Here is a 17,977-nt window from a genome sequence, read left to right as displayed (position 1 = left end):
GCCGCCGCGGGGCGGCAGGGGCTTCGCTGGCGTGCCGCGGGCGGCTCAGGCGGCCCGGGCCATGCCCGGCTCGTGATCCGCCTCCGCCAGATGGCCGGTGCGGAACTTGAAGCGGCCGATATGCTCGGTCAGCGCGCGGGTCTGCTCGTCGGTGAGCGCGAGCGCCGCATTGGTCTCCTCGACCAGCGCCGCGTTCTGATGCGCCATCGTGCCGATGCCGTCGATCTCGGTGTTGATCGCGGAGACGTCGCTGGCCTGGCTGCGGGCCGTCTGCGAGATGCCGTTCATCAGCCCGGTCAGGTCGTTCACCGAGGCGACGATGGATTCGAACATCGACGACGTCTCCTCGACGAGGCCGACACCGACCTTGACGTCGCCATGGGCGGCCTCGATCAGGCGCTTCACATCGTTCGAGGCGTCGGCCGAGCGCTTGGCCAGGCTGCGCACCTCGGTTGCCACCACCGCGAAGCCGCGGCCGCTATCGCCCGCCCGCGCCGCTTCGACGGCGGCGTTCAACGCCAGGAGATTGGTCTGGAAGGCGATCTCGTCGATCATCGCGATGACCTCGGAAATCTTGCTGGACGAGGCCTCGATGCGGTGCATGGCGGCCAGCGCCGAGGTCACCACCTTCTCGCCCTGCTGGGCGCGCAGCTCGGCGCTCTCGGCCATGCCCATCGCCTGGGCGGCGTCGGTGGCCGTCTTCTTGACCGTGCCGGCGAAGGCGCCGAGCTGGTTCGTCGCCATCGAGACGGCGTTGCTTTCCTCGCTGGTGCGCTCGGCGAGGTCGGTGACGCCGTCCAGGATCTCGCTGGTGGCGCTGCGCACCGCCGCGACCGTGTCGGCGAGGCGGGCGAGCGTGCTCTCGAACTCGCTGGCGAGGCCGTTGGTGCCCTGCTTCAGCTCGGCGAAGGCACCCTGATAGAGACCCTCGACACGGGTCGAGAGATGGCCGGCCGAGAGTTCGGCCAGCACCGAGCAGGTCTCGGACAGGCCGCTCTGCACGGTTTCGAGCAGGGTATTGACCGAATCCGCCAGCGCATTCAGCTCCTCATCGGCGAAGGTCGCCGAGACACGCTGGCTGAAATCGCCTGCCGCGGCGGCGGCGACGACCTGGCCGAAAGCGTCGGAGAGTTCGGCCATCATCCGCTTGCGCGCCTGCTCGGCCTTGAGATCATCGTCGATCTTGGCGGCTTCGGCGGTCCGCAGCGCGACGGCATTGTCGCGGAACAGCAGCACGCTGCGCGACAGGTCCGTGATCTCGTCATTGCCCTTGACCTCGACCCTGGTCTCCAGCTGGCCGTCGGCGATCGCCCGCGTCGCGGTCCAGAGCCGGTTGAGGCGGCCGACGATCATCGGGCGGACGAAGAACAGGGAGAGAGCGAGCGCGATCAGCAGCGAGCCGACGCCGAGACCCGCCAGCACGGCCTTGCTCTGGTCGATCAGGGATTTCGAGGAGGCGGCGCCGGCCTGGGCCTGGCCCCGCGCCGACCTGACCAGCGTGTCGACTTCCGAGCGCAGCGCCGCCGAGGCCTTCTCGACCTCGATCAGACCGTCGGCCATCAGGGCGCGCGTCTGCAGATCGCGCTTGCGCACTTCGAGCACGCCTTCCGAGCCTTCGCCGGTCTCGATCACCGCCTCGATGGCGCGCTTGCGGGCCGGGTTCGGAGAGGCCGCCTCGGCGCGCTGGATATCCTTGCGGATCCTGGCGATCACCGCGGTCAGCCGCTCCTCGGCTGTGCCGAGCCGGGCGCGATCCTCGATCTGCGAGACCTCGCGGACCAGCCCGACCAGCTCGTTGACCTGCGCCTCCAGCTTGCGCGCCATGTCGAAGCTCGGAAATTGCTGGTCCGAGAGCCGCGCGACGGCGTCCTTCATCTCGTTGGGGTCGGACAGGAGCAGGGACTGGATCCCCATCACCACGTTGAACTGGGCCTCGTCGGCTTCCGCCCCGACGACCTGCACGAAGCTCTCGCGGGCGAGATCGAGCTGGCTGAGCGCCGCCTGCATCTGGATGCCGTTGCGCAGGCTCTCGCCGTTCAGCTCGCCGATGTCGTTGATATGGCCGGACAGGCGGTCGGCCAGGCTCTGCACGGTCTTGGAATCGGCGACGCCGAGCGTGCCGAGCTTGCGGATCAGCTCGAACTGGCGCGCCTCCACGCCGTCGAGCTCCTGCGTCAGCTTCGCCCGCTGCATCACGGTCGTCACGTCCTTGAAACGGGGCGCGATGACCGTGGATTGCGTGGCGGATTGGGAAAGCTCGAGCGCGAGCTCCACTGTCGGCATCTTGCGCTCGACCATGTCGGTGACGGTATCGTCGACCCGGTCATAGGAGAGGATCGCCACACCGGAGGCACCGATGGTCAGCACCGTCAGCACCCCCAGCGCTGCGTAGATCCGGGCGGCGATCCCGATGCGCAGGGGCGTGCGTGTCCGCGGCGATGCTTTGGCGGTCGTCATGAGGCGTGTCTCCTGGAACAGGGTATCGATAGATCGGTCAGGCGGTCAGGCTCGAGACCGATTTGAACTGCCCGTCGGCGCCGATGACGGTGAGGTAGACGTCATCGGAACCGCGATTGTCGTTGGGACCGAAGCCGAGCTTGAAGCCGCCGAAATCGAAGCTGCCATTGGTCAGCGCGGCCATGAAGCTCTGGCGCGAGACGTCCTTGCCCGCCTTCTCGAGCCCGGCGATGACGGTGCGCCCGACGAGATAACCTTCCAGCGAGACGAAGCCGGGCTTCTTGTCGCCGCCCAGAGCGGCGAGCGCCGCCTGATAGGCCTTGACCACCGGGATGCCGGTATCGGTCGGCAGCGGCACGACCTGCGTGACATAGACGCCGGCCCCGGCCGCGCCGAGCTCCGAGGCCAGCGCATCCGAGCCGACGAAGGAGATGTTCATGAACACCGGCTCGAACTTCACCTGCTTGCACAGCTTGATGAATTCCGCGCAGGGCTTGTACGGCCCGACCATGACCACGGCATCCGGCGAGGCCTTGCGGATCTCGAGCAGCGCCGCGCGGACATTGACCGTGTTGCGCTCGAAGGTCCCTTCCGCGGCCAGCGTCATCTTGCGGGCGTCCATCGCCTTCTTCACGCCGGCGAGGCCGGCGCGCCCGAAGGCGTCGTCCTGGTAGAAGATCGCGATCTTCGCGGCCTTCCTGTCCTGGGTCAGCCGCTCGATCCAGACCTCCGTCTCCTGGAAATAGGAGGCGCGGACATTGACCACATGCGGCAGATAGGGGTCGCGCAGACCTTCGGCGCCGGTGAAGGGGCCGATGAAGGGGAGCCCGGCATCCTTGGCCAGGGCATGGGTCGCCATCGAGGTCGGCGTGCCGACCGGGCCGACCAGCGCGAAGACGTTCTTGGCGATCAGGGATTTCGTGGCGTCGATCGACCGGTTCGGCTCGTAGCCGTCATCCTCGGCGATCAGCGACAGCTTGCGGCCATGGACGCCACCCTTGGCGTTCGCTTCGCCGAAGGCCGCGAGCAGACCGTCGCGCATGCCCAGCCCGAGCGCGCTGGCGGGGCCTTCGAACACGGCGGCCTGGCCGAGGACGATCGCGTCCGCGCTCACCCCGACATTCGCCAGCGCCCCGAGCGGAAAGAACGACGCCGCAGCGCCGGTAGCAAGGCCAGACAGAAGATCGCGGCGATTCAGCATTCCGTATTTCCCCTTCGTTTTCTGCACCGGTCTATGCCGGTCGGACGATACGATGGGGGAGCCGCGCTTAAAAAAAGTTTAAGCGCCCGGATTCTTCTGAATCAATAGCAAAGCCGGCTCCTTTATATCTCGTTAGTACTTGGTGGCCCCTTCGTTCATGCGCCGAGAACCTGACTCTTGGGCACCGGACGTGGACGACCCTCCTCGTCGATGGCGACGAAGGTGAAGGTCGCATCCGTCACCTTCTCGTGCAAAGTCGTCCGGAAGCGCCGGGCCCAGGCCTCGACATGGATCTTCATCGAGGTGCGGCCGACCGCCTCGACCTCGGTATAGACGCTGAGGACGTCACCGACCTTGACGGGCGCGATGAAGGTCATCGCCTCCACCGCCACCGTCACCACCCGGCCCTGTGCCCGGTCGACGCCGGCGATGCCCCCGGCCGCGTCCATGCGGGACATCACCCAGCCGCCGAAAATGTCGCCATTGGCATTGGTGTCCGCCGGCATGGCGTTCACCCGCACGGTCAACTCGCCCCGCGGTGTCTCCGCGGCCTGCATCGGTTCAGTCATTGCGTCTCCCCTCGTCGACATGGAAGGAGTGGAGCACACGGTGCAGTACCGGCGCCAGTATGATGCTGGTCGCCACCACGACGAAAAGCCCGGAGAACAGCGCGTAGAATCCGGCGAAGACCTTGCCCCCCACCGTCTTCAGTTCGGTCACAGGGCCCATGCCGGACAGGATCATCGCCGCATTCACGAAGGCGTCGACGAAGCTCATGCCCTCTGTCGTGGCATAGCCGGTGATGCCGATCGCCATGCCGATCCCGGCGAGCCCGCACCAGAGGAGCATCGCCCGCGCCAGCCGCGCGGCGAAGCGGCGCGCGGGAATGATCGGGTCCTTGCGATTCTCGAAGCGGGTGACGGTCGCCATGGCTATCCCTGCGGTCGCCGCCCGGCGGGTGCATTCGCCCCGCCCGACGGCCATCCGGCAGCTTAGCCGAGGCGCCGGACCCGCGCATTAGTTTCCGCGACGTCAGCCTGCCGCAGCGGGAGGTTCAGCGGCCGCTGAGCTCCTTGCGCACCAGCGCCGCGCCGGCGGCGAGCGCCGCGAGCTTGCCATAGGCGACCGGGCCCGACATCGGGGCCAGCCCGCAATTGGTGCAGGGGAAGAGTTTCTCCGGCGCGACATAGGCCAGCACGTCGCGGATCGTCGCCGCCACCTCTTCGGGCGTCTCGATCGCGTTGGAGGCGACGTCGATGGCGCCGGCCAGCACATCCTTGCCGTCCAGCAGCTTGATCAGATCCAGCGGCACGCGCGAATTGCGGCATTCGAGCGAGACCTGCTTGATCGAGCTGCGCGCGATCGCCGGGAAGGTCTGCTCGTAATGGCGCCACTCCGCGCCGAGCGTCGCCTTCCAGTCGATATTCGCCTTGATGCCGTAGCCATAGCAGATGTGCACCGCGGTGGTGGCGGTCAGCCCCTGCGCCGCGCGTTCCAGGCAGGCGATGCCCCAATCCGGCACCTCCTCCATATAGACGTTGAAGGCCGGCTCATCGAACTGGATCACGTCGACGCCGATCGCCTGCAGCTCATGCGCCTCCTCGTTCAGCGCGGCGGCGAAGGCCATGGCCAGATCCTCGCGGCGGCCGTAATGCGCGTCGGCGATGGTGTCGACGATCGTCATCGGCCCCGGCAGCGTGAATTTCAGCTTGTGCGTCGTATGCGCCCGCGCGGCCCGCGCCTCCATGCCGTGCACCGAGCCCTTGCGGCGGATCGGCCCGGTCACAGTCGGAACCTCCGCCTTGTAGCGGTTGTTGCGGATGCCCATCACGGTCTTCCGCTCGAAATCGATCCCGTCGAGATTGGCCAGGAAACCGTGCACGAAATGCACCCGCGCCTGCTCGCCATCGCCGACGATGTCGATGCCGGCATCCTCCTGCAGCTTGATCGAAAGGATCGTCGCGTCGCGCTTGCCCTCCTCCAGCGCCTCACCCTGCAGCCGCCACGGCGCCCAGAGCTTCTCGGGTTCCGCCAGCCAGAGCGGCTTCGGCAGGCTGCCGGCGATGGTGGTGAAGAGCATGGCGTTTCCCTCTGGTCTTTCGGTCGTTGACGCGAGATTGGTCAGCGACTCTCTAGCGTCAATGTCCGCTTTCGCAAAAGACCATGTCGGAATGCGAAGTGCCGAGACGACTTACGCGATCGCCAGCCCCTTCAGACACGGGGACCTCTGCAGAAGCCGCGCCCGCGTGACCCTGCAGTTCCCATTTAAATAGACATGATCTACAAAATTAACATCTCTTCGGTTCCCAATGACAATTTCTAATTAATTGAAGTATCCTCTTCAATAAGTCTAATATATTTTTCTAACCATCTCAGTTCTGGCGTCTTGGATGTGATTTTTAGCAAGCTATCTTTATTTTCAATAAAAAAACTCCGAAACGGTGCTAGTCTACGCGCACTTTCACGCAGCCACAATAATGGATCCTTTTCGAATGCATCGTCGAATTTCGAACCTAGCGCACTTATAAAAGACATAAACTGGGGGCTCTTCTTTAGCCCTTCCACGGCAACAAGTGGGAAAGGAGTAGCAATTACAGCCCCCGGTTGGCCCATAGTCAAATATCCTAATGTTGATGGCGAAGTAACCACGGCGGCTGCCACCAGCGGAATCATTACATTTCGGACGCTTGCCAGTCCATAAACAGCTCCGCGCTCGGGATGGCTCCCTTCCGCCATAGCGTCGGCCGCGCTTGCGACAGTCTCCGCAGCCGATTTTGTCGCAATGTCAGTTCTCCGAGACACAGCAGCTGCAATCTCCTCGGTCGCCTCTTTGAGAACGGCTCGCTCTGCGCGACCTTTATCGAATAAGCTGGATTGATCAGAAAGCTCCTGCCCGTCACGCGTCGAAAGTATCATTGGGCCATGCAGCGTGAGGAGGCTTTCGATAGCTGCCTTCGCAGGATCCTCCAACTCAGGAAGCATTCTGTCACGAATATGCCGCTCCGAAGCGTCCAATATATTACGGATTATTACTCCCATCCCCCAGACTTCGCTCCACGCGATGAGACGAAGATCATTTTTGTCCAATAAATCTATATATTTTGAAACTGCATCATGAAGCTCTCGAAACTGATTTCCTATCAGCCTGACCGATAAATCTTTCGCTGACTTGACAACTAGAGGCTGCAGTTTTTCAGTAATCCTCGAATATTCATTCGCGCTGAGGCTGTACGGCGGATCAACGCGATCAATCACGAAGTCCTGACTGACTTCAAAATGAGGACCAACGCCCTGGCTTGGTATATTTTCCAGAATAACGTCTTCGGATTTATCTGAGAGAACAGCAGTCAAATCCCCGCCATACTGCCTGACCACTTCAGCAGCCAACGTATTGACAGTCTCATGACCACCACGCCATCCAGTCTCTCCGACACCTGAAATGTCGCTAATTATTTTTTTTGTACACCGACAAGGACACATTGTATGGAATATAACCTCGAAATATCCCGTCGTACCAATCTGTCCAAACAACCCAATTATTATCAATATTTATAAGATAACTACGAAGTTCATTCCAAAACCTATCAAAATCTACACGCGCCTCGGAATTTGTCCAAAGCTGCTCATGAAACAAGGCTTCTAAGTTGAACTTCGAATCAATAAAGAATTGAATGTCAGCTTCTGCTTGTAGGATCGCTTGTCTTGCCAACACTCTCCTGATCGAAGCGGCAGCAGAAACGGATCGCTCGATAGCAGAACTGGCGGCTCGCACTGACGATACATAAGCTCTCTCCGTAAAGGATGACACTTCCGCCGCCGCCTGTGCGGCCCAAGTTACTCTGAAAGTTGAACTCGCCGTATGCTCAGGGTAAGCCGATGCAAATCGGTAGTGATTGTAAGGGGCATAGCGTTCACGATTTTGCTCGGATGAATAGGCACGTTGAAGATATAGAACGGCAGGTAAAACGTTGCTGTTAGCAGCGGCTTCCTTCTGCTCCGGCTCGTCGGCCAGCCGTAACTCGTGGGCGAGTAAGGGGAAAACCCGCGCAGCAGCTCGAATTGCAATGATAGCAGACGCACGCTTCCGCAAATGCGGGGGGAGTGTCTTAGCCCACCGGGCGAAGTCATGCTCGTTTGAGATATGCACAGCGGGTCTCGAATCACACGAAAAGGTGCCCTCAAACAAAATCAAAGAAGTTAGGCCATAGCCAGCCCCTGCCGCGGCCTGGCCCGCAGCATCAGCCAGCAGACGATGCCGAGATTGGCGAGGTTCCAGGCCAGCCCGTTGAGGAAGGCGATGCGGTAGGAGGCGAACAGGTCGAAGATCCAGCCCGAGACATAGCCGCCGAAGGCCATGCCGAGGATGGTCGCCGACATGACGATGCCGATCCGGACCCCGGCCTCGCGCGGCGGCAGATATTCGCGGATGATCACCGCATACATCGGCACGATCCCGCCCTGGAACAGGCCGAAGATCCCGGTGACGATATAGAGCGAGGTCAGCCCGTCGAACCAGAGATAGAGAAACAGCGCCATGCCCTGCATCAGCGAGCCCAGCGCCAGGGTGGCGGCGCCGCCGATGCGATCTGAGACGAAGCCCGAGCCGATGCGGCTGACGATGCCGAGCAGCAGCATCAGCGACAGCATGTCGGCGCCGCGCGCGACGCCATAGCCGAGATCGGCGCAATAGGCGACGATATGGACCTGCGGCATGGCCATCGCCACGCAGCAGCAGAAGCCCGCCACGGCCAGCAGCGTCTGCAACTGTGGCGGGCTCAGGCCGAGATCGCCCCTGGCCCCGGCACTCGAGGCTTCCGCCGCCGCCATGGATTCCGCGCTCGGCCGCCGTCTGAAGAACCAGGCGAGCGGCAGCATCACCGCCAGCGCTGCCAGCCCGATGCCGATATGGGTGATGCGCCAGCCATGCTGGGCGACGCCCCAGGTGATCAGCTGCGGCCAGATCACCCCCGCGAGATAGCTGCCGGAGGCGCCGAACACTACGGCGAGCCCGCGATGGCGGCGAAACCAATGCGAGAGATCGGCGATCAGCGGCGCGAAGCCGGCGCCGGTGCCGAAGCCGACGAAGACGAGATGCGCCAGCGCGAACTGCCAGAGCGATTGCGACAGCCCGGCCAGCACATAGCCGATGCACAGCATCAGCGCGCCCATGACGATCGGCACGACGATGCCGAAACGGTCGGCGATGCGGCCCATCACGATGTTGCCGACGCCGAAGCCGATCATCACGCAGGTATAGGGCAGGGACGCGCCGGCCCGCAGCGTGCCGAATTCGGCCTGGACCGAAGGCAGCACCACCACCACCGACCAGGTGCCGACGCAGGCGACGCTGCCGACCAGCAGCGTCACCGCCAGCCGCAGCCAGGCATAGGGCGAATCCGGCGCATAGCGCGCATCCTGGGGCATGGTGTTTCCTCGACCGGCCGCTGTCAGGAACGGCATTCTCGGATTGAGGATTAGCAGCCGCAGAGCGCGCCGCAAGCGCCGGCGGCGCAGGGCGAGCCGGCGCCCGCAGCCGGTCGGACTCGCGAAAAAGGCCCCGCTCGGCGGAGCGGGGCCTCTCGAGAACGGCGGCGCTGCCGGCTCAGGCGGCGCGGCGCTCGTGCTTGCCTTCGTTGATCTCCTCGATGATCTTGGCGACGAAAGCCGGCAGATCATCGGGCTTGCGGGAGGTGACGACGCCCTTGTCGGTCACGACCTCGCTATCCTCCCACTGCGCGCCGGCATTGATCATGTCCTGCTTCATCGTGTTGTAGGAGGTCAGGCGGCGGCCCTTGGCGATGCCGGTGTCGATCAGCAGCCAGGGCGCATGGCAGACGGCGGCGACGACCTTGCCCTGCTCGAAGAAGCTCTTGATCAGCGCCAGCGCCTGCGGGTTGGCGCGCAGCGTATCCGGGTTCATCTGCCCGCCTGGCAGCACGATGGCGTCGTAATCGGCGGCGCTGGCCTGGTCCAGGGCCTTGTCGACCTTCACCGCCCGGCCCCAATCCTTCTTGTCCCAGCCCTTGATCTCGCCCGCTTCCGGCGAGACCACATGCACCGTGGCGCCGGCCTCCTTCAGCTTGGCCTGCGGCACTTCGAGCTCCGACTGCTCGAAGCCATGGGTGGCGAGAATGAGAATGGACTTGCCTGACAGCGCGCTCATCGGCGGCCTCCTTGCGGTTTGAAAGCGGTGATGCCCCGACAACCCGCGCCGGCTGCGTCCGTTCCGTCAGATCGCCCGGGTGCGGCCAATCACCGCCACCGGCGCGGCCGGAGCTCAGCCGGGACGCCCCATCGCGCCGGCATAGTCCTGCGCCTGCCCCGGACGGCCGAGCAGATAGCCCTGCGTCAGGTCGCAGCCCTCCTGGATCAGGAAATCCAGCTGTTCCGGCGTCTCGACCCCCTCCGCCACCACCCGGATGCCCAGCGCATGGCCGAGCTGGATGACGGCGCGGGTGATCGCGACCGATTCCAGCGTCTCCCCGAGCCTGGCGACGAAGCTGCGATCGATCTTCAGCGTCGTCAGGGGAAAGCGGTGGAGATAGGAGAGCGAAGAATAGCCGGTGCCGAAATCATCCAGCGCGATGCCGATGCCGAGCGCCCGCAGACGGCCGAGCGCGGCCAGCGCCTTCTCGGCGTCGCTGACCATGATGCTCTCGGTGATCTCGAGCTCCAGGCGCTCCGGGTCGAGCCCGGTTTCCAGCAGCACGGCCTCGACCCGCTCGGTGAGGTCGCCTGTCAGGAATTCCAGCGGGGAGATGTTGACGGAGATCGACAGCCGATTGCGCCAGCTCGCCGCCTCGCGGCAGGCGCTGCGCAGGATATGGTTGTCGAGCGAGGCGATCAGCCCGGCCGCTTCCGCCTCGGCGATGAAATCCGCCGGCGCGATCTCGCCTTTCACCGGATGTCGCCAGCGCGCCAGCGCCTCGAACCCCGCGATCGATCCATCCTTCGCGAAGAGCGGCTGATAGACCATCCCGATCTGCCCGGTGTCGATGGCGAGGCGCAGCTGCTGGCGCAGGGCGCGCTGCTCCTCGGCCAGCGCCTGCTTCCGCGGATCGAACATCCGTATCGAGCCGCGCTCCGTCGTCTTGGCGAGATGCAGGGCCTGGTTCGCGCCGGCCGCCAGCCGCGTCTCGTCCGCCGCATCCTCGGGAAACCGCGCCAGCCCGCCGCTGATCGCGATCGGGACGGCCCGGCCGCCATGGCAGAACGGGGTGCGAAACAGCGACACGACCCGCTCGGCCAGCCCCGTCGCACCGTTGCGCTCCTGGTCCAGCCGCGCCACGACGACGAATTCGTCGCCGCCCGAGCGCCAGATCGCCGCGCCGGGCAGCCCCGCCTTCAGCCGCCGCGCGACCTCCACCAGCACGGCGTCGCCGCAGCCCGGGCCGAAGGCGTCGTTCAGGCTCTTGAAGCCTTCGATGTCCAGGCGCAGCAGGCCGAACCTCTGCCCGTCCTGCTCCGCCGCCTGGATATGGGCGGAGAGGTCCTGGCCCAGCGCCAGCCGGTTCGGCAGCCCGGTCAGCCCGTCGCGGCGGTTGGATAAAGCGAGCCGGGCCTCGATCTGCTTGCTGGCGCTGATATCCTCCAGCAGGTTGAACCCGCCGACCAGCGTTCCCGCCGCGTCGAAGAGCGGCGTCGGATGCTGACGGAGCGCGACGCGGCCCCCATCCTCGCGCTCCATGATCGTCTCGACCGGCTCGAGGGGTGCGCCCGCGCCGCGCAGCGCCTGCGCCATCGGCCCCTCCCCGGGCGCGATCGCCGTGCCGTCGGAGGCGAACAGCCTGTCGGTGATGCACCATCTGGCGCCGGCGACGGGGCGCCCGATCAGGCCGGTGGCCGCCGCATTGGCATAGGTGACGAAGCCGTCGCGATCCACCAGATAGACGCCGATCGGCAGGGCCTCGAGCACGGCGGCGAGCCGGGCCGGGTCAGGCGGAGCCGGCCTCGGCGCAGCGAGGGCCAGGCCTTCCGCGACACGCCTGAGCGCCTGCACGGCGGCATGATCGCCGGCATCGACCGGGCGAGACTCTGAAACCTTTGCTGCGCAAGCCTGCGGCATGGTCGGCGGCACATAAGCGAGGGGTGGACCACACGCGATCTGACGCCGATTCCATGAAGCAACGGTTAAATTCAGAGATCTCTCTGACGTAGCGTCATTAAAATACAAACGCGATAGTCGAGACGCACCCGGCTCGACGACCGAAGATGACGGAAACCATGACCCGCCGCAGGAGCGGGAGAGATGCTCTTTCCGCCTCACCGTCGCTCAAACGCGACCCGACGAGGCCATAAAATCAGGAAAACAGCGCATCCGATCGTTCGTCGACCAGTTGCCGACCCTTGATCAGGGTGTAATCGGCGGCCTCCTCGGCATTGGGGAAGCGATCGGCACGGACGAAGCGGTGCGATTTGCGCTCGCCCGCGATCTCCTTCTCGACGATGCCGCAGAGCTGGAATTGCCCGCCCTCCTGATAGGGGGTGGCGTGGATGGTGAAGCCCTTGTGCTCGATGCTCTTCAGCGGGCCCGCCGGCGTGGCGGCGCCACCGGCGCCGAACAGTTTCTTCCAGAACGACATGCTGCACCCCGCTGATATCGATCGAGAGGTAGCGCCTCCCCTCCCCTCTGCCAAGCCGGAGCCGGAATCTCAGCTCCCGAGATGCAGCACGATCTCGCGCCGGTGCGGGGCCTGCCGGTGCTCCACGAGATAGAGCCCCTGCCAGGTGCCGAGCGCCATGCACCCGTCGAGGATCGGCACCGAGAGGCTGACCGGCAGCAGCGCCGCCTTGATATGCGCCGGCATGTCGTCGGGCCCCTCGGCGCGGTGCACGAGATAGGCCATGGAGGGGTCGTCCGCAGACGGCACCAGCCGGCGCAGGAAGGCACCGAGATCGCGCCTGACATCGGGATCGGCATTCTCCTGGATCAGCAGCGAGCACGAGGTATGGCGCACGAACAGGGTGAGCAGCCCGGTCTCGACCGCCGCATCGCGCAGGAAGCGCTCGACCTCCGCCGTCACCTCGTAGAGGCCGGGTCCGCGCGTCTGCAGCGCGAGGATGGTTTGCAGCGCCATGATGTCTCGCTCCTTGGAAGTGCGATCTGACCGCGTCGCGGGGCGGACGGCAAGGCTGGCGCTGACCGGCGCACGAGCCGGGCCGCTGATAGTTAGGCATTGACCTAACTATTTCCGGCGGGCTAGGGTGGCTCATGTCCTTCGCACCGCCCTTCAACCCGACCCCGTCCCGTCTCGACGACACATTCCGTGCCCTGGCCGATCCGACGCGCCGCGCCGTCGTCCAGGCGCTGGTCGCGGGTCCGGCGGCGGTCAGCGATCTCGCCAGGCCCTTCGAAATGGCGCTGCCGAGCTTCCTCCAGCATCTCAAGGTGTTGGAGGAGAGCGGGCTGGTCTCGACCCATAAATCCGGCCGGGTGCGCACCTGCACGCTGCGGCCGGAGCCGCTGGCGGCAGCCGGCCATTGGCTCGAGGCGCAGAGGACCCTCTGGACCAAGCGGCTCGACCAGCTCGACCGCCTGGTCCTGCAACTCAACGAAAAGGAAACGCGATGACCCGAGAGCCCGCCACTGAGTTCGATCCCGCCCTCGATCTTGAGCTGAAGCGCGAGGTGGCGGTGCCGCCGCATCTGGTCTGGCGGGCCTGGACCGAGCCGGCGCTGCTGACGCAATGGTTCACGCCGGCGCCCTGGCGCACCAGCCATTGCGAGATCGATCTGACCCCCGGGGGCAAGTTCCGAACGGTGATGGAGGGCCCGGCCGGCGAGAAGCACGACAATACCGGCTGCTTCCTCTTCATCATTCCCAACCGGCTGCTGGTCTTCACCGATGCGCTCGGACCGGGCTACCGCCCGCTGGGTTCCGGCTTCATGACGGCCTCGATCGAGATCGAACCGACCGCGACCGGCACGCTCTATACCGCGCGCGCCTTGCACAAGGACGCGGAGGGCAAGTCGCAGCACGAGGCGATGGGTTTCCAGCAGGGCTGGGGCACGGCGCTGGACCAGCTGGTGGCGCTGGTCAAGGGCATGTAGCCCCGCGCGACCAGCCTGGCCGATACGCAAAAAGCCGGCCCCGAGGCCGGCTTTTTCAGTCTCGCGGAAGCGTCCCGCTCAATTGTCGAGGAAGCTCCTGAGCTTCCGGCTGCGGCTCGGATGCTTCAGCTTGCGCAGCGCCTTCGCCTCGATCTGGCGGATGCGCTCGCGGGTCACGCTGAACTGCTGGCCGACCTCCTCGAGCGTATGGTCGGTGTTCATGCCGATGCCGAAGCGCATGCGCAGCACGCGCTCTTCGCGCGGCGTCAGCGAGGCCAGCACCCGCGTCGTGGTCTCGCGCAGATTGCTCTGGATCGCGGCGTCGATCGGCAGGATCGCATTCTTGTCCTCGATGAAGTCGCCGAGATGGCTGTCTTCCTCGTCGCCGATCGGCGTCTCCAGCGAGATCGGCTCCTTGGCGATCTTCAGGACCTTGCGCACCTTCTCCAGCGGCATGGCCAGCTTCTCGGCCAGTTCCTCCGGGGTCGGCTCGCGGCCGATCTCGTGCAGCATCTGGCGCGAGGTCCGGACGATCTTGTTGATCGTCTCGATCATGTGCACCGGGATGCGGATGGTGCGGGCCTGATCGGCGATCGAGCGGGTGATCGCCTGGCGGATCCACCAGGTCGCATAGGTCGAGAATTTATAGCCGCGGCGGTACTCGAACTTGTCGACCGCCTTCATCAGGCCGATATTGCCCTCCTGGATCAGATCCAGGAATTGCAGCCCGCGATTGGTGTATTTCTTGGCGATCGAGATCACGAGGCGCAGATTGGCCTCGATCATCTCCTTCTTCGCCTGCCTGGCCTCGCGCTCGCCCTTCTGGACCATCAGCACGATCTTGCGGAATTCCTGGATCTCCAGCCCGGTCTCGCTCGCCAGGGTGTGGATGTCCTCGCGCAGATCCTTGATCCGGTCCTTCTCGACGGCGACGAATTCCTTCCAGCCGCGCGAGCCGAGCTTGGAGACGCGCAGCAGCCATTTCGGATCCAGCTCGCCGCCGACATGCTGCTTGAGGAAATCCTCGCGGCCGACGCCATAGCTCTCCGCCAGGCGCAGAAGCCGCGTCTCATGGCCGATCAGCCGCTTGTTGATGTCGTAGAGCTGCTCGACCAGCGCCTCGATGCGGTTGTTGTTGAGCGAGAGCGACTTCACCGCGGTGATGATGTCGTCCTTGAGCTTCTTGTATTTGCGGTCCTGCGAGGGCGAGAGCTTGGTGTTCTCCAGCCGGTTGGCGATGTCCTGGTCCTGCAGGCGGCGCAGCTTCTTGTAGTTGTCGGCGATCGAATCGAAGGTCTCGAGCACGCGCGGCTTCAGCTCGGCTTCCATGGCCGAGAGCGAGACGTTGTTCTCGATGTCGTCATCATCCATGTCGGCGGGCATCTCGCCCTCAGGCGCCTCCCCCTCGGCCGGGGCCGCCTCGCCGGGCTCACCGCCCTCGCCCGGAAGCTGCGACGGGTTCTTGCCGTCGGGACCGGCATAGGTGGCTTCGAGATCGATGATGTCGCGCAGCAGCACCTTGCCGTCGACGAGCTCGTCGCGCCAGATGATGATCGCCTGGAAGGTCAGCGGGCTTTCGCAGAGCCCGGCGATCATCGCCTCGCGGCCGGCCTCGATGCGCTTGGCGATGGCGATTTCGCCCTCGCGGGAGAGCAGCTCGACCGAGCCCATCTCGCGCAGATACATCCGCACGGGATCGTCGGTGCGTTCCGTCGGCTCGAGATTGCGCTTCACCTCGACCGGCAGGGCCGAGCGCGTCGCCTCGACGAGATCGCCGCCCTCGCTCTCCTCCTCGTCGCCGCCGCTGCCGGTGCGCGCCGCCGCACGCTCCTCGCCGGAGGCCTCGGGATCCTCGTTGTCGACGACGTTGATGCCCTGCTCGCTGAGCTGGCCGAGCACGTCCTCGATCTGCTCGGAGGAGAATTCCTCCGAGGGCAGGACTTCGTTCAATTCATCATAGGTGACATAGCCGCGCTTCTTGGCGAGCTTGATCATCCGCCTTACGGCCTGATCGGTCAGGTCGAGCAGAGGTCCGTCGGAGGTCGGGGGGGCCTCCGGCGCGACCTGGTCGGACTTCTCGCTCGCTTTTGTCGCCATCAATAGCGCTCCGCACTCGGCGCCGCCGCAGCTCGGAAGAAGCCACTCGCAGACGCATAAAAGGGCGACGCGGCCGCTGGTCCGGCGCGCTCACCCCACCCAAATCATCCTGCCCAGATGGACCCGACCCACTTGAGGAATCGTGAACGTCCCGACATGCGAGCCCAGCGCGCCTCAAAGCGGAGCGACCGCCAGATCAATCGCCCGACATGGCCTCAGTCCCCTCGATCGTCTCGAGGCGGGCCTTGACATCCTTGATCCAGGCGAAATTGGCTTCTGTCGCTTCGTCAGCCAATGCGCGCTCGGCTGCCTTGAGTTCGCTATGTAGCGTCCGCGCGCGATGATGCAAGACGATAGCCTGTCGAATTGAATCAAAAACCGATTCAGGATCAGCCTCTTGCGCCAGTTTCAGGCGCTCGGCCGGGCCGGTCACCGCCATCAGCGCGACCGAAGCCTCCCTGACCCGCGGCTGGTCGAGCCGTTCGGCCAGCGCCGCCTCGTCCAGCGTTCCTTCGAAGGCGGCGTCGAGCAGCGCCTGGCGGAAGCGCTCCGCGGCCGGCCCCTCGAGCGCCAGCTCGGCGATCTCGTCGGCGCAGCGCAGGATCAGCGCCGGATGGCTCGCCAGCGCCAGCAGGATGAAGGCCTCCCGCGCATCCTCGCCCCGCCCCTGCGCCATGATGCGCGAGCGCGTCAGCTGGCTGCTGGCCTTGAGCAGGCCGTTGGCCCAGGGCGCCGGCGGCGGTCCGAAGCGCCCGCCCCCGCGCCCGCCGGCGGCGCGTCCGCGCTGGAAGCCACCCTCGCGCCGCTCCTGCCGCGCCGGCGCGGCGCTGGCGAAGAGCTGCGCGAGCCGTTCCTCCATCTCGCGGCGGTAATGTTTGCGCGTCGTCTCGTCCTTGATCTGGGCCAGCGGCTCCTTCAGCCGCCGCTCGAAGGCCGCGCGGCGCTCCGGCGTGTCCAGCGGCCCCGCCTCGACCTCCCGCGTCCACAGCATGTCGACCAGCGGGCGGGCCGCGGCTAGCACCTCGGCCACGGCCGCCCGCCCGCCGGCGCGGGCGAGATCGTCGGGGTCCTGGCCCTCCGGCAGCAGCGCGAAGGACAGCGACTTGCCCGGCTCCAGCATCGGCAGGGCGATATCGATCGCCCGGCTCGCGGCCTTGCGCCCGGCCTTGTCGCCGTCGAGGCAGATCACCGGCTCGTCCGCCATCCGCCAGAGCAGGCCGAGCTGGTCCTCCGTCAGCGCGGTGCCGAGCGGCGCGACGGTCTGCGGAAAACCCGACAGCGCCATGGCGATGACGTCGACATAGCCTTCCACGACGATGACCTGGCCGCTGTCATGCGCCGCCTTGCGGGCATTGTGGTGGTTGAACAGCAGCGAGCCCTTGTGGAAGAGCGGCGTCTCCGGCGAATTGAGATATTTGGCCGAGACCTCGGCGCTCATCGCCCGCCCGCCGAAGGCGATGACGCGCCCGCGCGAATCATGGATCGGGAACATGATGCGGTCGCGGAAGCGGTCATAGGGCACGGCGATCTCCTCGCCATGGATCAGCAGCCCCGCCTCCATCATCAATTCGGCGCCGACACCCTTGCCGGCGAGATGGTCGCGCAGCGCGAAGCGGTCCGCCGGGCCGTAGCCGATGCGGAAACGCGTGCGCGCCTCCCCGTCCAGCCCGCGCGTCGCGAGATAGCGCCGCGCCGCGCCGCCGCGCTCGGACATCAGCTGCGCCTCGAAGAACTGCGCCGCGAGCTCGACGACCTCGTGCAGGCCCTTGCGGCGCTCCTCCTGGACCTGCGCCTCCTGGGTCATCCGCGGCAGGGTGACGCCGGCCTCCCCCGCCAGCTTCTCGACGGCCTCGGGGAAGGACAGCCCCTCCGTCTCCATCACGAATTTGAAGATGTCGCCGTTCTTGCCGGAGGAGAAATCGAAGAACGAGCCCTTCTGGTCGTTGACGAAGAAGGACGGCGTCTTCTCCGCGTTGAACGGAGAGAGCCCCTTCCATTCCCGCCCGGATTTGGCCAGCCGCACCCTTTTGCCGACGACCGCCGAGACCGGCAGCCGGGCCTTGATCTCTTCCAGGATGGAGGGCGGGAACTTCATGCTGCTCAATGTGGTCTCGGCCGGCGTCTCTGCCAACGGGGCGATGGTAGCACGTGACCGGCGGAGCTTCAGTCTTC

General features: G+C 65.4%; 16 protein-coding genes. 2 read left to right on the top strand and 14 right to left on the bottom strand.

The genetic code is table 11. The features are described from left to right. Positions 1-45: 45 nt before the first annotated feature. From ASG72_RS10380 to ASG72_RS10335, 12 genes are all read right to left on the bottom strand, one after another. Positions 46-2,457 (bottom strand): methyl-accepting chemotaxis protein, encoded by a 2,412-nt coding sequence (locus ASG72_RS10380; protein ID WP_056711790.1) that lies wholly within the window; start codon positions 2,455-2,457, stop codon positions 46-48. A gap of 37 nt (positions 2,458-2,494) precedes the next feature. Then, a complete protein-coding gene (locus ASG72_RS10375; protein ID WP_056712569.1) occupies positions 2,495-3,658 on the bottom strand; it encodes an ABC transporter substrate-binding protein in 1,164 nt (387 codons plus the stop codon). Between the two features lie 155 nt (positions 3,659-3,813). Then, complete coding sequence (locus tag ASG72_RS10370; protein ID WP_056711787.1) at positions 3,814-4,227, bottom strand: acyl-CoA thioesterase; 414 nt, start codon at positions 4,225-4,227, stop codon at positions 3,814-3,816. Further along, the gene (locus ASG72_RS10365; protein WP_056711782.1) at positions 4,220-4,588 is read right to left on the bottom strand and encodes a hypothetical protein; all 369 of its coding nucleotides are present in this window, start codon (positions 4,586-4,588) and stop codon (positions 4,220-4,222) included. Before ASG72_RS10365 ends, ASG72_RS10370 begins: the two co-directional genes overlap by 8 nt. Positions 4,589-4,712: 124 nt before the next feature. Then, the gene (locus ASG72_RS10360; protein ID WP_056711780.1) at positions 4,713-5,738 is read right to left on the bottom strand and encodes a methionine synthase; all 1,026 of its coding nucleotides are present in this window, start codon (positions 5,736-5,738) and stop codon (positions 4,713-4,715) included. Positions 5,739-5,977: 239 nt separating this feature from the next. Further along, positions 5,978-7,045, bottom strand: a complete 1,068-nt coding sequence (locus ASG72_RS20705; RefSeq protein ID WP_156395893.1) for a hypothetical protein — start codon at positions 7,043-7,045, stop codon at positions 5,978-5,980. Positions 7,046-7,103: 58 nt separating this feature from the next. Next, the gene (locus ASG72_RS20700) at positions 7,104-7,805 is read right to left on the bottom strand and encodes a hypothetical protein (protein ID WP_156395892.1); all 702 of its coding nucleotides are present in this window, start codon (positions 7,803-7,805) and stop codon (positions 7,104-7,106) included. 50 nt (positions 7,806-7,855) lie between these two features. After that, on the bottom strand, positions 7,856-9,082 hold the full coding sequence (locus tag ASG72_RS10355; protein WP_056711777.1) for an MFS transporter: 1,227 nt from the start codon (positions 9,080-9,082) through the stop codon (positions 7,856-7,858). A 178-nt stretch (positions 9,083-9,260) separates the two neighbouring features. Continuing rightward, positions 9,261-9,821, bottom strand: coding sequence for a type 1 glutamine amidotransferase domain-containing protein (locus ASG72_RS10350; RefSeq protein ID WP_056711775.1), 561 nt, complete (start codon positions 9,819-9,821; stop codon positions 9,261-9,263). A gap of 114 nt (positions 9,822-9,935) precedes the next feature. After that, positions 9,936-11,723: an EAL domain-containing protein gene (locus tag ASG72_RS10345; RefSeq protein ID WP_156395891.1), complete on the bottom strand. Its 1,788-nt coding sequence runs from the start codon at positions 11,721-11,723 to the stop codon at positions 9,936-9,938. Positions 11,724-11,958: 235 nt separating this feature from the next. Next, positions 11,959-12,240, bottom strand: a complete 282-nt coding sequence (locus tag ASG72_RS10340; protein WP_056711771.1) for an HlyU family transcriptional regulator — start codon at positions 12,238-12,240, stop codon at positions 11,959-11,961. Positions 12,241-12,309: 69 nt separating this feature from the next. After that, on the bottom strand, positions 12,310-12,735 hold the full coding sequence (locus ASG72_RS10335; protein ID WP_056711769.1) for a secondary thiamine-phosphate synthase enzyme YjbQ: 426 nt from the start codon (positions 12,733-12,735) through the stop codon (positions 12,310-12,312). 134 nt (positions 12,736-12,869) lie between these two features. On the opposite strand from ASG72_RS10335, the gene ASG72_RS10330 reads away from it, so the two are divergent. Beyond that, complete coding sequence (locus ASG72_RS10330; RefSeq protein ID WP_056711767.1) at positions 12,870-13,229, top strand: metalloregulator ArsR/SmtB family transcription factor; 360 nt, start codon at positions 12,870-12,872, stop codon at positions 13,227-13,229. Next, positions 13,226-13,708, top strand: coding sequence for an SRPBCC family protein (locus ASG72_RS10325; protein WP_056711765.1), 483 nt, complete (start codon positions 13,226-13,228; stop codon positions 13,706-13,708). Before ASG72_RS10330 ends, ASG72_RS10325 begins: the two co-directional genes overlap by 4 nt. A gap of 78 nt (positions 13,709-13,786) precedes the next feature. On the opposite strand, the gene rpoD is transcribed toward ASG72_RS10325, so the two are convergent. Further along, positions 13,787-15,805: an RNA polymerase sigma factor RpoD gene (rpoD, locus tag ASG72_RS10320; protein ID WP_056711763.1), complete on the bottom strand. Its 2,019-nt coding sequence runs from the start codon at positions 15,803-15,805 to the stop codon at positions 13,787-13,789. 196 nt (positions 15,806-16,001) lie between these two features. Further along, complete coding sequence (dnaG, locus tag ASG72_RS10315) at positions 16,002-17,900, bottom strand: DNA primase (protein ID WP_056711761.1); 1,899 nt, start codon at positions 17,898-17,900, stop codon at positions 16,002-16,004. Between the last annotated feature and the right edge of the window lie 77 nt (positions 17,901-17,977).

Source organism: Allobosea sp. Leaf344 (assembly GCF_001426225.1).
Lineage (GTDB): Bacteria > Pseudomonadota > Alphaproteobacteria > Rhizobiales > Beijerinckiaceae > Allobosea.
This window is presented reverse-complemented; position numbering and strand designations above follow the sequence as displayed.

Coding starts and splice junctions, on each gene's coding strand:
- rpoD (WP_056711763.1), bottom strand. CDS start 15,805: ATGGCGACAAAAGCGAGCGAGAAGTCCGACCAGGTCGCGCCGGAGGCC.
- ASG72_RS10355 (WP_056711777.1), bottom strand. CDS start 9,082: ATGCCCCAGGATGCGCGCTATGCGCCGGATTCGCCCTATGCCTGGCTG.
- ASG72_RS10330 (WP_056711767.1), top strand. CDS start 12,870: ATGTCCTTCGCACCGCCCTTCAACCCGACCCCGTCCCGTCTCGACGAC.
- ASG72_RS10380 (WP_056711790.1), bottom strand. CDS start 2,457: ATGACGACCGCCAAAGCATCGCCGCGGACACGCACGCCCCTGCGCATC.
- ASG72_RS10335 (WP_056711769.1), bottom strand. CDS start 12,735: ATGGCGCTGCAAACCATCCTCGCGCTGCAGACGCGCGGACCCGGCCTC.
- ASG72_RS10360 (WP_056711780.1), bottom strand. CDS start 5,738: ATGCTCTTCACCACCATCGCCGGCAGCCTGCCGAAGCCGCTCTGGCTG.
- ASG72_RS10345 (WP_156395891.1), bottom strand. CDS start 11,723: ATGCCGCAGGCTTGCGCAGCAAAGGTTTCAGAGTCTCGCCCGGTCGAT.
- ASG72_RS10340 (WP_056711771.1), bottom strand. CDS start 12,240: ATGTCGTTCTGGAAGAAACTGTTCGGCGCCGGTGGCGCCGCCACGCCG.
- ASG72_RS10350 (WP_056711775.1), bottom strand. CDS start 9,821: ATGAGCGCGCTGTCAGGCAAGTCCATTCTCATTCTCGCCACCCATGGC.
- dnaG (WP_056711761.1), bottom strand. CDS start 17,900: ATGAAGTTCCCGCCCTCCATCCTGGAAGAGATCAAGGCCCGGCTGCCG.
- ASG72_RS10375 (WP_056712569.1), bottom strand. CDS start 3,658: ATGCTGAATCGCCGCGATCTTCTGTCTGGCCTTGCTACCGGCGCTGCG.
- ASG72_RS10370 (WP_056711787.1), bottom strand. CDS start 4,227: ATGACTGAACCGATGCAGGCCGCGGAGACACCGCGGGGCGAGTTGACC.
- ASG72_RS10325 (WP_056711765.1), top strand. CDS start 13,226: ATGACCCGAGAGCCCGCCACTGAGTTCGATCCCGCCCTCGATCTTGAG.
- ASG72_RS10365 (WP_056711782.1), bottom strand. CDS start 4,588: ATGGCGACCGTCACCCGCTTCGAGAATCGCAAGGACCCGATCATTCCC.